14 protein-coding genes are annotated in these 14,450 nt (G+C 38.2%); 3 read left to right on the forward strand and 11 right to left on the reverse strand.

Features of this window, described 5'->3' with window-relative positions:
• Nucleotides 1-25 precede the first annotated feature (25 nt).
• Nucleotides 26-1,051, reverse strand: coding sequence for a Gfo/Idh/MocA family oxidoreductase (locus R2R28_RS16255; RefSeq protein WP_316826739.1), 1,026 nt, complete (start codon nt 1,049-1,051; stop codon nt 26-28).
• A gap of 106 nt (nt 1,052-1,157) precedes the next feature.
• Between R2R28_RS16255 and R2R28_RS16260 the strand changes: the two genes are divergently transcribed.
• Nucleotides 1,158-1,508 carry a hypothetical protein gene (locus R2R28_RS16260; RefSeq protein WP_316826740.1) on the forward strand — a complete coding sequence of 117 codons (351 nt, stop codon included), beginning with the start codon at nt 1,158-1,160 and terminating at the stop codon, nt 1,506-1,508.
• Nucleotides 1,509-2,052: 544 nt separating this feature from the next.
• Here R2R28_RS16260 and R2R28_RS16265 read toward each other — a convergent pair.
• From R2R28_RS16265 to R2R28_RS16280, 4 genes are all read right to left on the reverse strand, one after another.
• Nucleotides 2,053-2,730, reverse strand: a complete 678-nt coding sequence (locus tag R2R28_RS16265; RefSeq protein ID WP_316826741.1) for an OmpA family protein — start codon at nt 2,728-2,730, stop codon at nt 2,053-2,055.
• Nucleotides 2,731-2,908: 178 nt separating this feature from the next.
• Nucleotides 2,909-3,601 (reverse strand): ABC transporter ATP-binding protein, encoded by a 693-nt coding sequence (locus tag R2R28_RS16270; RefSeq protein ID WP_316826742.1) that lies wholly within the window; start codon nt 3,599-3,601, stop codon nt 2,909-2,911.
• Nucleotides 3,602-3,603: 2 nt separating this feature from the next.
• Nucleotides 3,604-5,076, reverse strand: coding sequence for a DUF5687 family protein (locus tag R2R28_RS16275; RefSeq protein ID WP_316826743.1), 1,473 nt, complete (start codon nt 5,074-5,076; stop codon nt 3,604-3,606).
• Between the two features lie 66 nt (nt 5,077-5,142).
• Nucleotides 5,143-6,423, reverse strand: coding sequence for a replication-associated recombination protein A (locus R2R28_RS16280; protein WP_316826744.1), 1,281 nt, complete (start codon nt 6,421-6,423; stop codon nt 5,143-5,145).
• A 119-nt stretch (nt 6,424-6,542) separates the two neighbouring features.
• Here R2R28_RS16280 and R2R28_RS16285 point away from each other — a divergent pair, with 119 nt between their 5' ends.
• Nucleotides 6,543-6,923, forward strand: a complete 381-nt coding sequence (locus R2R28_RS16285; protein ID WP_316826745.1) for a VOC family protein — start codon at nt 6,543-6,545, stop codon at nt 6,921-6,923.
• Nucleotides 6,924-7,130: 207 nt separating this feature from the next.
• Here R2R28_RS16285 and R2R28_RS16290 read toward each other — a convergent pair whose 3' ends face one another.
• A complete protein-coding gene (locus R2R28_RS16290; RefSeq protein WP_316826746.1) occupies nt 7,131-8,429 on the reverse strand; it encodes an MFS transporter in 1,299 nt (432 codons plus the stop codon).
• Between the two features lie 170 nt (nt 8,430-8,599).
• Here R2R28_RS16290 and R2R28_RS16295 point away from each other — a divergent pair, with 170 nt between their 5' ends.
• The gene (locus tag R2R28_RS16295; protein WP_316826747.1) at nt 8,600-9,175 is read left to right on the forward strand and encodes a class I SAM-dependent methyltransferase; all 576 of its coding nucleotides are present in this window, start codon (nt 8,600-8,602) and stop codon (nt 9,173-9,175) included.
• Between the two features lie 277 nt (nt 9,176-9,452).
• On the opposite strand, the gene hisS is transcribed toward R2R28_RS16295, so the two are convergent.
• The 5 genes from hisS to R2R28_RS16320 all read right to left on the reverse strand — a co-directional run bounded on the left by hisS (nt 9,453) and on the right by R2R28_RS16320 (nt 14,281).
• The gene (gene hisS / locus R2R28_RS16300; RefSeq protein ID WP_316826748.1) at nt 9,453-10,844 is read right to left on the reverse strand and encodes a histidine--tRNA ligase; all 1,392 of its coding nucleotides are present in this window, start codon (nt 10,842-10,844) and stop codon (nt 9,453-9,455) included.
• A gap of 145 nt (nt 10,845-10,989) precedes the next feature.
• Nucleotides 10,990-11,601: a LytTR family DNA-binding domain-containing protein gene (locus R2R28_RS16305; protein WP_316826749.1), complete on the reverse strand. Its 612-nt coding sequence runs from the start codon at nt 11,599-11,601 to the stop codon at nt 10,990-10,992.
• A complete protein-coding gene (locus R2R28_RS16310; protein ID WP_316826750.1) occupies nt 11,591-11,785 on the reverse strand; it encodes a hypothetical protein in 195 nt (64 codons plus the stop codon). The genes R2R28_RS16305 and R2R28_RS16310 overlap by 11 nt, the downstream gene beginning before the upstream one ends.
• A 158-nt stretch (nt 11,786-11,943) precedes the next feature.
• Nucleotides 11,944-12,687: a LytTR family DNA-binding domain-containing protein gene (locus R2R28_RS16315; RefSeq protein ID WP_316826751.1), complete on the reverse strand. Its 744-nt coding sequence runs from the start codon at nt 12,685-12,687 to the stop codon at nt 11,944-11,946.
• 1 nt (nt 12,688) lies between these two features.
• Nucleotides 12,689-14,281, reverse strand: a complete 1,593-nt coding sequence (locus R2R28_RS16320) for a sensor histidine kinase (protein ID WP_316826752.1) — start codon at nt 14,279-14,281, stop codon at nt 12,689-12,691.
• Between the last annotated feature and the right edge of the window lie 169 nt (nt 14,282-14,450).

The following is a 14,450-nucleotide window of genomic DNA, read 5'->3' on the forward strand; positions in this document are numbered from 1 at the left end:
ATTTAAAGGATTACACAGATGGACGTTAGCTTTCGATAATTTCTAGCTGGGCCAATACATCTTCGCGGGTAACAGGATATGGTTTATTATTTGTAATTGATTGATAAATGGCTTCGAAAAGCGGCAAATAATTCCCAACTTCTGATTTGATAATTTCTTCGGTTTTATTCCCATCGGCATCAATGGTAGTTAACAAACCATCTTTACCTTCGGCTTCGATACCATAACCTGCATCAGTTAGTTTCATGCCAGCCAGCAATTGTTCTTCCTGGATATCGGCCCTTTGTTTGATAAAACTTCCGTTAACGCCATGCAAAACAAAAGCCGCTTGCGGATCTACCACCAACATGCTCGAGGTTACAAAAACATTCACACTGTTAGGATAACTTAATTGAATCGTGAAATAATCATCAACCAAAGTACCTACCCTATTTTTACCCAAAATTTTATGAAAATGTAATGGTTTGCCAAATAAACTGATCACCTGATCTAAAAGGTGCGGACCTAAATCATATAGCAGTCCGCTGGCTTCGACCGGGTTTTCTTTAAATGCCTTTGGCCCGATTACATTACGGTAACGATCGTAACGCAGGTGCATTTCATTTAATTTGCCCAGCTTACCACTTGCTAATACTTTTTTAACAGCCGTAAAATCGCTGTCCCAACGGCGGTTCTGGTAAAAGAAAATCTGTTTGCCAACGCTATCAGCCAGTTCAAAAAGTTCTTTTGCCTGCGCAGTGGTAGCAGTAAAAGGTTTTTCAACCAAAATATTTTTATGTGCATTTAATGCCGCTTTCGAATGTTCGTAATGAAGGTTATTTGGGGTATTAATCACCACCAGTTCTATTTCCACATTATTCAAAAGTTCATCAATGCTATTATAACTTGTAATATTGGGGTAATCGTTTACTGCATTTTTATTGCTCCGCTCAACCACGGCTTTTAAATTGAAACCATCGTGTGCATTTAGAAAAGGTGCATGAAAAACCTTTCCAGACATGCCATAAGCTAATAAACCTGCATTAATTGTTTTATTGATATTCGTATTCATAGGTTATAAATGTAACCAAAAATACCATTACCATTCAAGCTTAAGTGTTAAAAAGCCTAAACGTTTTACTTAAGGCTTACACGTTTTTACACTATCTTTGCAGGATATGAAACCGTCGGAGATTAATGCTAAATGGAAAATTTTACAGGAAAGGATTTCGAATGAATTTGATTCGGATTTTCCTGATTTAAAGGTAATGCTTTTTCTCATCGGCGTGCAGGAACTGGGCAAAGGGCCTAAGAAATACAGTAAGCGCCAAAAGGAAGAACTGATGCACATCGCTACCTGTCGTTTATTGAGCGAAATGGGTTTCTACGAACTGGAAGGTTTAGACCAGGACGGCTGGCCGCACTGGAAATTAATAAAAGCCATTCCGCCTTATACCATGCTGGAACAGGAAATGCTGATGAAATCGCTCGTGGTGAGCTACTTTGAAGATATTTATTCTACGGAGTAAATTTGTATCGTGCTATCCGTGGTGTCAGATATTTCTATCTGACACAGATCTACTCAGTCAGATGGTAACATCAGACTACACGGTATCCATAGTGGTATTGGGTATTCCTATCCAACACAAATCTATTCGAAGATTTATTTAAAGGTTTTGAAAAGCAGGATCATCTGCTTTTTTTAATGTTAGTCGGGCTTTTCGCTGTATCTCCCAATCCGATGAAGAATCGGGATCGGGAGGATGACGCTTCAATCCCGTTTAAGAAATTCTGCCAGTGCAACTATTTGGGGTTGCAGGGCAGTTTAGTGTAGAGCACTGTCTCAAGTTAACTAAACCTGATGGCAGCGGCATGCAGTAGAGCGAATAGAAGGGCTTTCGAAACCGATTAGTACAGGAATCTGCTTTTCAAAAAAAGAAACTAATTAACTCATTATGTGTCAGATGGTAACATCAGACACCACAACCGAACGCTCAAAAATAAAAAAACCCCGGTGGATGTACACCGGGGCTGCATATATAATGACCTCATAGGTAGAGGGAATTTGCGATATTATCCTTGTTTTTGTGCTGAAGCTTTTAACGCGTCGTTTGCAACGATTACAATTTCTACACGACGGTTAGCTGCACGGCCTGCATCAGTTTCGTTATCTGCAATTGGCTCAGCAAAACCTTTACCAATAGTAACTAACCTTGCTGCTGGCACACCTTGAGAAACGGCATAAGCTTTAACTGCTGCTGCTCTTCTTTCGGATAAACCCATGTTATATTGTTCGGTACCACGGCTATCGGTATGACCGATAATTTTGATATCTGTATCAGGATATTGATTTAATGAAGAAGCTAAGCTCTGTACATTTGTTTTAGCAGCATCTTTCAGCGCAGTTTTATCGAAATCGAATAAAATACCACTGTCGAATTTTACAATAATACCTTCGCCTTCACGAATAACTTCTGCGTTAGGAATAGCTTTCTGGATTTCAGCTGCCTGCCTGTCCATTCTACGGCCGATAAAAGCACCTGCTGTACCACCAATAGCACCACCAATTAAGGCTCCTACTGCTGTATTACCAGCCTTTTTGCCGATTAATGCACCAATAACACCACCAGCAGCAGCACCAATACCGGCACCTTTTTGTGTTTTAGTTAAACTATCACAACTTTGGAATGCCATTGATCCTACGGCTAATCCTATACTTAATGTCGCTATTCTTACTTTTGAAATACTCATGATATGCTAGATTTATAATTTCTACCCGACACATTCAAACACAATGCCAAAAAACTCTTTAAAGTGTATTTTATGCCCATTTCGACCAATTTTCGCTACAAAGAGTAATCTTACATACAAAAAAAGAGTCCCGACTGGTCGGGACTCTATCATAATGTATCATTCTTAGTACATAAAACTAAGCGGAGAAATAACTTTCTAACTCTTTTAGCGTATTTTCGTCTGTTTTGAAATCTTTAATCACTTTTCCTTTTTCTACCAGTACAATCCGGCTGCAAACATCGGTAACATGATTTAAATCGTGACTGGAAATAAAAGTAGTCATGCTGCCTGCCTGATCTTTTAATAGTTTTTTTAGACGAATCTGTGTGGTTGGATCGAGGTTGGCAAAAGGTTCATCCAAAATTAAAATTTCGGGTTTTTGCATCAAAGCTGCAGCAATACCCACTTTAACCTGGTTACCTTTGCTAAAATCGCGGATGTATTTGCCACTGTTCAGGATTTCGCTGTTAAAAAACTCACCATATTGATTCAGGTAAGCAGAAACATCGGCTACGCTGAGGTTGTGTAAACTGCCTATGAAAATGAAATATTCTTCGGGGGTTAAATAATCGATCAGGAAACCTTCATCCAGAAACGATGCGGTATAATTTTTCCAGTTATCGCTCTGCATTACGTTTTCGCCTTTTGATAAAACCTCGCCGGTTGTTGGCCTGATGAGATCTAAAAGCATGCGGAAGAAAGTGGTTTTACCAGCACCATTATTCCCTACCAAACCTACGGTTTCGCCGGCAGCAATCTCTAGATCTGCAATGTCTACAACGGTTTTATCGCCATAAACTTTTTGTAATTTCTTAACTTCTAAAATCATAATTATTCTCTAAAGCCTTCGGCTATTTTATATCGTTGTTTTTCAAGTCGTTTTGCAATGTAATTTACCCAGAAACCCCTTAGCAGGAGCATAGCTAAACCAAATATTCCTACTAAAGCTAATCCCCAATAAGGTTTATTCAATATGCCGAATGGTAAGTAAATTAAAATGGGCGTAAGTGCATAAGGAAACATTAAAAGCCATTGTGTAGCTCCTGTGCCCTGGTAGTTAAAGCTTGCTGCTTTGGTAATATCCAACCGTTTATAGTTTAAGGTAGCAAGATAAAGCACTACCACTGTGCCAAAACCGATATTATACAAATAAGCAGCTAAATGCAAAAGCAATAATTTAGGGCTTAAAAACCCGTAAAAACTGGCCAGTACCGTAATAATGGTACAACCAATGGTAAAAAGTAGAAATTTAGCCTTGATGTAATCTTTAAAATTGATTTTATTAGCCAATATCCCATCAAAATGGGCGCTTTGCCAGGCAAACATAAACTGACCATAAATAATAATGGATATACCAGTCATGAAAATGGCGCCGAACATCATCTGACCAAATGCATCGCTATTAATGGCTTTTTCTTTGTAAAAAATAAATCCATAAAAAAGAAAACAGAAACCCAGAATCACCGCAGAGCGCGGGCGTTTATGACGGAGAATTAATTTTAATTCCAGAGCCGCCAATTCTCCAACCTTACCAAAACGGTTGAGGAAAGCATAATCGGTACTGCCTTTTTTCTCCTGTTTAGTGCTTAACTCTTCTACATATAAGTTTTTACGCAAAAATTTAGAATTGATGTAAAATATAGCCGCCGCGGCCAGGGTAAAGGCAAAGCCATAAAATGGATGAGCAGCGATGGCCCTGAATACCTCATCAGAACCGGCCATAATCGAAATTACTTTGTAATATTCCAATGCAGCAAAAGCAGCGATAACAACTAATCCGAAAAAGGTATACAGGGTATTGGTAATCGATTTTCGTTTAATGTACAGCACGAGGTAGTTGTTAAAAACCATCACCGAAAATATCGAAACGATATACATTAGTGTAACCAGGATGCCGTACGCTGGTAAAATCTTAATAAAACAGAAAGGCAGGAAGATAAAAAATGGCCATAGGTTAAATGCGGAAAACAGCGCTTTTACATTTAAAAACCTGATGATTTTGCTTCTCGAAATCCTTAAATGCAGATAAGGAATAATACTAAGGGTTGGCAGCTCCTGAAACTGCAAACGCATGATAAAATCGAATGCGAAATAATAGAGGATAATACCGTTAAAACTGGAAATTACCTCTTTGTTTGGGAAAATTTTTGGCAGGAAATGCGACATTCCAAAACCAACGCCAACGGCTATGGCAAAGAAGTAAAGCATAAAGAAACCCAAAACAATCTGGCCAGCAATACTACTGCCCTTGTTCCGTGATCGCCAGAAAGATTTTCTCTGATGGCTTAAAAAAGTACTCAGCATATTAAGTTTAGGTGTTTGATTTTAGTCAATATACCTATTAGTATGCATTCCGGAGAAAATGTTACACTAATATTTGTATTTGTCTTTCCAATTTTGCCTCAATTTTTCGCGCAATTTCTCTTCAGCAGCATTTTTACCCGGATCGTAAAGTTTTGTACCGCTTAATTCGTCAGGGAAATACTCCTGGGGCGAAAAATTACCTTCATAACCATGCGAATACTGGTAATCTTTTCCATAACCGATATTTTTCATCAGTTTGGTGGGCGCATTACGAATGTGCAAAGGTACAGGCAAATTTCCGGTCTGTTTAACCAAAGCCTGGGCCTTGTTAATGGCCTCGTAAGAAGCATTACTTTTTGGCGAACTGGCCAGGTACGTTACACACTGTGATAGAATGATCCTTGCTTCGGGATAACCGATTACGTTTACGGCAGTAAAACAATTATTGGCCAGTAAAAGGGCATTTGGATTGGCATTGCCAATATCTTCTGAAGAAAGGATTAATAACCTGCGGGCAATAAAAAGCGGATCTTCGCCACCTTCTATCATCCGCGCCAGCCAATAAACAGCGGCATTGGGGTCGCTTCCACGGATGGATTTAATAAAGGCAGAGATGATATCGTAATGCTGTTCCCCGGCCTTATCATATAAAGCCAGGTTTTGTTGTGCATGCGCGAGAACGTTTTCATTGGTGAGCACCATTTTATTCCCACCAATACCATTAATGGCGATTTCGAGTACATTTAACAGTTTGCGGGCGTCGCCGCCAGATAAACGGATTAGCGCCTCATGCTCCTTTATGGTAATTTTTTTCTCTGAAAGTACCTGGTCCTTTTTGATTGCTGTTTGCAGTAAACCAGCCAATTCTTCTTCAGTTAGGGATTTTAGGATATAAACCTGGCAGCGTGAAAGCAAAGCGGAAATGACTTCAAAAGATGGATTTTCGGTTGTGGCGCCGATTAAAGTAACCAAACCTCTTTCAACTGCCCCTAACAAACTATCCTGTTGTGATTTGCTAAAACGGTGAATCTCATCGATAAATAAAATGGGCAGGCCCAAAAAGCTGTCCTTTAATTGTGCAGCCCGGTCTATTACCTCTCGGATATCTTTTACACCACTGTTTATCGCGCTCAAATTAAAAAACGGACGATCTAATGCCTGCGAGATGATATAGGCCAGAGTGGTTTTTCCTACTCCGGGAGGTCCCCAGAAAATCATAGATGGCAGCTGACTGCTTTCAATGGCTTTGCGTAATACCGCTCCAACTCCGACTAAATGTTTTTGCCCAACATATTCATCGAGGTTTTGAGGGCGCATACGTTCGGCTAAAGGAGGCAGGTTTTGCATAATGGTAAATATATAAAAATTGAGTATTTTGTTTGTCGATAATTTACTAACCAAATATCGGAAGCATCAGTCTTTACGTTAAAACAAAAGGAGGAATGCTTTAGTTCTAATTTATTATTATGGACATCAAAAATTTAGATCACCTTGTATTAACCGTTGTCAATTTAGAAAGTACGTGTAAATTTTACAGTCTGGCTTTAGGAATGGAGGTTATTGAGTTTGGCGAAAACAGAAAGGCATTGAAATTCGGCAATCAAAAAATTAATCTTCACCAATATGGATCAGAATTTGAGCCCAAAGCTTTTAAACCGATGCCTGGTACTGCTGATTTATGCTTTATTACCGATTTTCCACTTCGTGAAGTAATGCACGAACTGAAAGAAAAATGCATCGAAATTGAAGAGGGACCGGTAGAACGGACGGGGGCAAATGGAAAAATTATCTCTATTTATTTACGCGATCCGGATATGAATTTAATTGAAGTGAGTAATTATTTGTAATGTATAGTTAGTTTTTTTGCCACGGAAGCACTGAATGACAGGGAGATTATCCGGCGTCATTCCCACGCAAGTGGGAAACAGAATGCGCATTACAATACAATACTGAATAATTGGATTCCAAATTCTATAACCGTTAGCCTTTACCTGCATTACGATCCCCAATCAAGTTGGGAATGACGTTACGAGGGAACCATGCTTCAAAAAAATCTAGTCCTCTATCTTCGAGTGGTGTTTGGTATCTTTCATGGTGGTGTACAAAATCAACGAAATTAAAATACATCCAGTTACGTACCAGTAAAAGTAACTTTCGTGCCCTATATTTTTAAACCACAGCGCAAAATATTCTGCCGTTCCGCCGAAAATGGCAACTGTTAAAGCATAAGGTAAGCCTACGCCCAAAGCCCTGATTTCGGCCGGAAATAATTCTGCCTTAACCACAGCATTAATACTGGTATATCCGCTTACAATAATCAAAGCACCAATCATCAATAAAAATATAATTGTGGTGTTCGTTTCGCCAGCTAAACCTGTTAAAATTGGATAGGTACATAGCGTACCTAAAATACCAAACCCGATTAACAAGGGCTTCCGGCCAATTTTATCAGACAATAAACCAAATAAAGGCTGCATAATGGCAAAAACCAGTAAGGAAATAAATGATAATGTTGTGGAGGTTTCTTTACTCAGGTGCACGGTATTAACCAGAAATTTCTGCATGTAGGTACTAAAAGTATAAAAAGCAATGGTTCCGCCGAGGGTTAAACCCACAACCGTAAAAACTTCTTTCGGATATTTCAACAATACGGCAATACCTCCTTTTTTATCTGCTGAACTTTTACTTTTAAAAGCAGCCGTTTCGTCGATATGCCTCCGCAGATATAAAGCGATGAAAGAAAGTATTGCACCGATAAAAAAGGGAATGCGCCAGCCCCAATCGTGCAATTCTGCCGGGGTAAGTAACCAGTTTTGTAAAATCAACTGAATGCCCAAAGCCAGCAGTTGCCCGCCGATTAAAGTTACATACTGAAAACTCGAATAAAATCCCCGGTGTTTTTTGGTGGCCATTTCGCTGAGGTAGGTGGCTGAAGTTCCATATTCGCCACCAGTGCTCAAACCCTGAATCAGCCTCGCAAAAATTAACAATAACGGAGCTGCAATTCCAATTTGTTTATAGCCCGGCGTTAAGCCAATAATCAATGATCCTATGGCCATGATGAGTACAGAAAGTGTCATCGATCGTTTCCGTCCCAGTTTATCGGCAATACTGCCAAATAACCAGCCACCAATAGGCCGCATTAAAAAACCTACCGCAAAAATCCCTGCGGTATCCAATAACTGTGCGGTTGGATTGCTGTTCGGAAAAAAGGCAGGAGAAAAATATAGCGCAAAAGCAGAATAGGTATACCAATCGTACCATTCAACCAGATTACCAACTGAACCTCCGAAAATAGATTTCAGCCTGTATTCAACGTCCCTAATTTCTTCTTGGCGTACTGTTTTTTCCATGGTAAAAAGTTATTGAACGAGTGAATTTTGAATGATTTGAATACCGAAACGAAACTTAAATCAGCACCACTTGTTATTCAAAAATATGATAATTTTATAAAGAAAGGCTGAGTCATTACCATTTATTCCAATTCACTCCTTCTCTCACTCAAAATTCAATCATTAATAAAATGAAAGATAACTTTTCTACCCAATCTGCCGATTATGCCATATACAGGCCAACTTATCCGCAAGAATTGTACGATTATCTGTTTACTTTGGTAAAAAACAAAGAATCAGCCTGGGATTGCGCTACAGGAAATGGTCAGGTTGCCCGTGTGCTGGCACAGCATTTTAATGCAGTTTATGCAACAGATATCAGCGAGAACCAGTTAAAAAATGCTTTACATCTGCCTAATATTACCTATCAAGTTGAACCTGCAGAACAAACCTCAGTTGGCAATGCCAGTTTCGATCTGATTACGGTAGCACAGGCCATCCATTGGTTTAATTTTGAAGCCTTTTATGCGGAGGTTAAGCGAACACTAAAACCTGATGGACTTTTTGCGGTAATTGGTTATGGGATTATGTTTATCGATAAAAAAGTAGATCAGGCTGTCCACAAACTTTACGAAGATATTTTGGGCAAATATTGGGACAGCGAACGCCGCTATATTGAGGAAGGCTATAAAACCATCCCTTTCCCTTTTGAAGAAATAATTGCGCCACATTTCCAGATTAAACCACCTGGAATTTTAACCAGTTAATTGGTTATTTAAATACCTGGTCTTCGCTGCAGCATTATAAAAAGGCCAATGAGCGGAACCCCCTTGAATATATGTTTACCGAGCTAAAAGAAGCCTGGGGTGATGATGCAGAGAAAGATGTACATTTCCCGATTTTATTACGGGTTGGACGTTAGGTTTAACCACAGAGGCAACAGAGATAAGGCACAGAGCGCACTAAGTTAACTTCTAATTAGAGAACTTATCAGCCTCTGTTTACTCCGTGAAAACTCAATGATCTCTGTGGTTAATTAAACTTCTATTTCAACAACTCCAGTATGCCTAAAACAGTTAACTTTTTCTGCTCTCCACTTTGCATATCTTTTAAAGTAAGTTCTCCGCTGGCAATTTCATCGCCTCCGATTAAAATTACATAAGGGATGTTCTTCGCATCGGCATAGGCCATCTGTTTCTTCAGTTTTGCTGAACTTGGGTATAATTCTGCGGAAATACCTGCATTTCTAAACTGCTGAACAATCGGTAAAGCGTACTTTTCGGCTTCTGCATCAAAATTACTGATCAATACTTTTGTTCCAACCTCTGCTGAAGCAGGGAAAAGATTTAATTCTTCTAGTACATCGTAAATGCGGTCGGCACCGAAAGAAACACCCACGCCGGTTAAATCCTTTAAACCGAACATGCCTGTTAAATCATCATAACGACCACCACCGCCAATACTACCCATGGCTACTTCGTTGGTTTTAACCTCGAAAATACAGCCGGTATAATAATTTAAGCCACGGGCTAGGGTAATATCCAGTTCCAATTTGGCAACCAATGGTAAACCATAAGAAATCAGGCTTTCTACATATTCAAAAACCTGTTCAATTTCGGCAATGCCTTTTAAACCTGTTTCTGATTGCGCCAAAACTTCTTTTAAACTGGTCAGTTTTTCTTCGTTACTTCCTTCTAATAAAATTACCGGACGGAGTTTTTCCAAATCAGTTTCAGTAAAACCACGTTCTAACAATTCTTTACTAACGCCATCCAAACCGATTTTATCCAGTTTATCGATGGCTACTGTCATATCGATAATCAAATCTGGCTTACCAATAATTTCGGCAATGCCTGATAAAATTTTCCGGTTATTGATTTTGATGCTGAAATCTTTTAAGCCCAGTTTGCTCAAAGCTTCGTTGTAGATCAGAATAAATTCAGCTTCGTTTAATAAACTTTCAGAACCTACTACATCTACATCGCATTGATAAAATTCGCGATACCTGCCTTTTTGCGGACGATCGGCACGCCAAACAGGCTGAACCTGAAAACGTTTAAAAGGTAAGGTAATTTCGTGCTGGTGCATTACCACGTAACGGGCAAAAGGCACGGTTAAATCGTAGCGTAAAGCTTTTTCCGAGATTAAGGGGATCAGTTTATTGCTATTATCTTCTTCAGCAAAATCAAATAATTTCTTTTTTGGATCTTTAAGATACTCCCCGCTATTTAAAATTTTAAAAATCAGTTTATCACCTTCGTCGCCGTATTTTCCGGTTAGGGTAGAAAGATTTTCAAAACTTGGTGTCTGGATTTCTGCATAACCATATTTCCTGAAAACTGTTTTAATGGTATCATAAATGAAATTGCGTTTTACCATTTCAACCGGAGAAAAATCGCGGGTACCTTTTGCTAGTGAGGGTTTAATAACTGACATAGCCGCAAAAGTACAAAAATGTAAGGTTTAAAAAACAAAGATTCGTTATTGTGAGGAGGAACGACGAAGCAATCTTACAACGATCGCTATATGCGAGTGCTTTAAGATTGCTTCGTGCCTCGCAATGACGCAATTATTTTAAAAACTATTTCCCCAATACCTCTTTTACCATCTCCCTATTGGGTTTGCTCACCGGAATTTTATCGCCGTTATCCATTAGCAGCGTTCCGCCATCTTCTTTTAACCAGCTCTTAACAAATTTTGGGTTTACGAGATGGCTTTGGTGCGAGCGGACAAACCCCTGCGGTTTAAGCAGATCGGAATACTCTTTCAGTGATTTTGAGATCAACAATTGGTCCCCATCGCTAAAAAAGAAATTGGTATAGTTGTTATCGGCTTCGCACCTTATAATTTCTTCAGGGCTAACATACCTGATTTCGTTCTGCTGTGGCAAAGCAATCCGGCCATTTACCTTAACATCTTCTTTTTTATCAACCTTTTCCTCTACAGTCGGATTTTGATAGGCCGTGGGCTGGGTAAAATTTATTGCAACGTTATTGGGTGCTATTTGAGGTTGCGAACGGCTTTTTTTGATCAAATAGTAGATCAGCATAATCACTCCAAAAATGAAACCTAAAAACAAAATGCCCACTACTAAAAGTATAATTATTTCGGCCGTGCCCAACATAGCGGCACGAGCAATCTGAATGCCAAATGCAAGTATAAAAATCAACCCCAAAATTATTCTATTTCTCATTTTTAGTAGTCTTCGTCTTTTTAATTAAATGTAAACATAATAAAACAAAACCGGTCACCCCAGCAATTGCAATAAAGCCTACAATTAGCAGAATAATCAGTTCAGGCACACCAATAGTGATGGCGTGGGCTACCTCAATCCCAAAAGAAATAATAAAAAAGAATAAAATTAATAACTGTTTCATATTGATTGATTTAAATGTTTAGCGAAAGTAATTACGCGTTATACATTTAAAAACCAACATTGAGGATTGGGTGGATTTTGATGAGGATTAAGCGCCAGGCTTTTAGTATTGCATTTATTAAACCTAGCAGATTTGTGAAACCTGCAAGGTTTGAAAAGTCATTTCCCCAATACCTCTTTTACCATTTCCCTGTTCGGTTTACTTACAGGGATTTTATCGCCATTGCTCATCAGCAACGTTCCGCCATCTTCTTTTAGCCAGCTTTTTACAAATTTCGGGTTTATGAGATGGCTTTGGTGTGCCCGCACAAAACCTTGTGGTTTAAGCAGATCAGCATATTCTTTAAGTGGTTTGGAAATCAGGATTTTATCACCATTGCTTAAAAAGAAAAAGGTATAGGTGTTATCGGCCAAACAACGAACAATATCATCAATAGAAACATAACGTATTTCGTGTTGCTGGGGCAATGCAATTTTCGGACTGCCTGACTCATTTTTTTTGATCTGGCTCAGTAAAAAATTGAGCTGTTCGCTCTGTATTTTGTTTTTAATCCTAATTTGGGCCTTTTCTACTGCTGCTTTCAGTTCTTCGGGATCAACTGGTTTGAGCAGATAATCCAAAGCGGCAAATTTTACGGCCTGGATGCCATAATGATCATAAGCGGTTACAAACACCACTTCAAAAGTTTTTTCGGTAAGCAGGTTCAACAGATCGAAACCTGTTGTTTTTCCCATTTGGATATCCAGAAAAAGTAAATCGGGATGGTGTAAAATAACCTGTGTAAAGGCATCATCAACATTGGTCGAACTTGTAATCACCTTAATTCCGGGGCAATGCTTATTGAGTAAAATTTTTAAATTTTCTAAATTGGCTACTTCATCATCTACTAAAATTGCACGCATATTACAACCATTCGTTAATTGTGATCTGAACTAAAGTTCCCTCTGTATTTGCTTTTATATCCAATAAAAAAGGAGTTTCTTTATAAATCGAATTCAGTAAAGATATTCTGTTTTTGGTTAGCGCCAAACCCAAACCGCTATAATCTTTTGCGCTATCGAAGCCACCACCATTATCTTTTACACTCAGTATCAAATCTGTTCCCTGTTTGGTGAAACCGATTTCAATTTTACCATCATTTCCTTTCTCTGCTATACCATGTTTTACGGCATTTTCTACAAAAGGCTGCAAAAGCATTGCTGGAATTTCTATATTCTCTACGTCAAGATCAGGCGAAGCCATAATATTATATTGAAAGCCGAAGCGTAATTGTTCCATCTGCAGGTAATCGTCTAATAAAGTTTTCTCGGATGTTAAATTGATAAGGTCTTTATGGTCTAAAACATTGCGTGTTAAGCGGGCAAATTTGGTAAGGTAACGGTTGGCATTATCGATTTCATTTTTGTTCATCAGGTTTTGGATACCCGCAAGGGCATTGAACAGGAAGTGCGGGTTTAGCTGCGCACGTACAGATTCTAACTGGAGTTTGGCGATTTCTTTTTCCTGCGAATTTTTGGCAATTAATTTAGCAGCTCTTTTTTTCCGGTTATTGAGAATCAGAACAGATATAAGTCCACAAAAGCCTCCAATAATCACACTGATTAGTAACAATTCTCGGGAGGAGAAATATTTCTCTCCATTATTATTTACATGAAAAGAGTAACGGGTTGTGCTTTTTTCAATAGATTTTGAACCAAAACCCTGAGAAAGCTTAGGAATAATAAGCAATTCATAATCGCCAGATTTATTGAAATATTCTGCATTGATTAATAAATATGGTACTCTGGGTGTGATGTAACCATAAAGCCAATCATTTGAACGAAATACAATTTTCCTTGTTACTTTATTTCTGAGGTAAACACTATAAATAAAATCCAAATCAGTGCTTTTGATTACAATCATTAGATTTTTTGTGGCTTCATCTACATTAAGAACAGCAGCATCTTCCTTACTTTTAAATTTCACATATCCACCTTTTTTATCGCGAATATCTAAGTTAATCATTGAAATAGATGCTGGTTGAATTCTTTTATTATAAATTATAATAGTCACTATTTCACTCCTGTTAGTGATTTTATAAAGATTAATTGTCAGTTTTTTGTTTTCTACATTAAATTTCCCCAGATCGATCTGAGCCCGGTTTTGATATAGATTTTTTATGTTTGATTCATTTGGAGTCGCATCTGAAACAATTTGTTTATTGTCATTTTCTACAATATTATACCGATAAAATGATAAGCTGTCTTTGTTTATAAATCCCAAAAGATTAATTTCTTTAGTTCCTTCTAAATAAACAAGATTGTTTAGAGGCTGGTTAGCTATAGAGTTTAGATAATCAACCGTCTTTGTAAACTCATCAACAGTAAAAAGCATGTTAAATCCAAAATTGCCAATGATTCCAGGATAAGAGTTTTTATAGCCGTTATAGTTATTTTTCTGTGCATTCGCAATCAAAGCGAAAAACAGGAACGATAAGGAAAGGATTATTTTTTTCATGCGTTTAATTTTCCATAAACATCTTGCAAAAAATCTGCTTAAGAAACATTAAAACAGGATCTGATTGAGATAAACTAGTAAAAGGAGGGATTGGGGTAGTATTTATATTTGAGGGCGTCACATTTAATGATAGAGTTTAATCCATAAAAGCGATACTAAAAGATCCTAA

The organism is Pedobacter miscanthi (genome assembly GCF_032678605.1).
In the GTDB taxonomy this organism is placed as follows: domain Bacteria; phylum Bacteroidota; class Bacteroidia; order Sphingobacteriales; family Sphingobacteriaceae; genus Pedobacter; species Pedobacter miscanthi_A.

What these genes read in the sequence shown, in the direction of transcription:
- R2R28_RS16255 (WP_316826739.1), bottom strand. Translation starts at nt 1,051, where the DNA reads ATGAATACGAATATCAATAAAACAATTAATGCAGGTTTATTAGCTTAT.
- R2R28_RS16260 (WP_316826740.1), top strand. Translation starts at nt 1,158, where the DNA reads ATGAAACCGTCGGAGATTAATGCTAAATGGAAAATTTTACAGGAAAGG.
- R2R28_RS16265 (WP_316826741.1), bottom strand. Translation starts at nt 2,730, where the DNA reads ATGAGTATTTCAAAAGTAAGAATAGCGACATTAAGTATAGGATTAGCC.
- R2R28_RS16270 (WP_316826742.1), bottom strand. Translation starts at nt 3,601, where the DNA reads ATGATTTTAGAAGTTAAGAAATTACAAAAAGTTTATGGCGATAAAACC.
- R2R28_RS16275 (WP_316826743.1), bottom strand. Translation starts at nt 5,076, where the DNA reads ATGCTGAGTACTTTTTTAAGCCATCAGAGAAAATCTTTCTGGCGATCA.
- R2R28_RS16280 (WP_316826744.1), bottom strand. Translation starts at nt 6,423, where the DNA reads ATGCAAAACCTGCCTCCTTTAGCCGAACGTATGCGCCCTCAAAACCTC.
- R2R28_RS16285 (WP_316826745.1), top strand. Translation starts at nt 6,543, where the DNA reads ATGGACATCAAAAATTTAGATCACCTTGTATTAACCGTTGTCAATTTA.
- R2R28_RS16290 (WP_316826746.1), bottom strand. Translation starts at nt 8,429, where the DNA reads ATGGAAAAAACAGTACGCCAAGAAGAAATTAGGGACGTTGAATACAGG.
- R2R28_RS16295 (WP_316826747.1), top strand. Translation starts at nt 8,600, where the DNA reads ATGAAAGATAACTTTTCTACCCAATCTGCCGATTATGCCATATACAGG.
- hisS (WP_316826748.1), bottom strand. Translation starts at nt 10,844, where the DNA reads ATGTCAGTTATTAAACCCTCACTAGCAAAAGGTACCCGCGATTTTTCT.
- R2R28_RS16305 (WP_316826749.1), bottom strand. Translation starts at nt 11,601, where the DNA reads ATGAGAAATAGAATAATTTTGGGGTTGATTTTTATACTTGCATTTGGC.
- R2R28_RS16310 (WP_316826750.1), bottom strand. Translation starts at nt 11,785, where the DNA reads ATGAAACAGTTATTAATTTTATTCTTTTTTATTATTTCTTTTGGGATT.
- R2R28_RS16315 (WP_316826751.1), bottom strand. Translation starts at nt 12,687, where the DNA reads ATGCGTGCAATTTTAGTAGATGATGAAGTAGCCAATTTAGAAAATTTA.
- R2R28_RS16320 (WP_316826752.1), bottom strand. Translation starts at nt 14,281, where the DNA reads ATGAAAAAAATAATCCTTTCCTTATCGTTCCTGTTTTTCGCTTTGATT.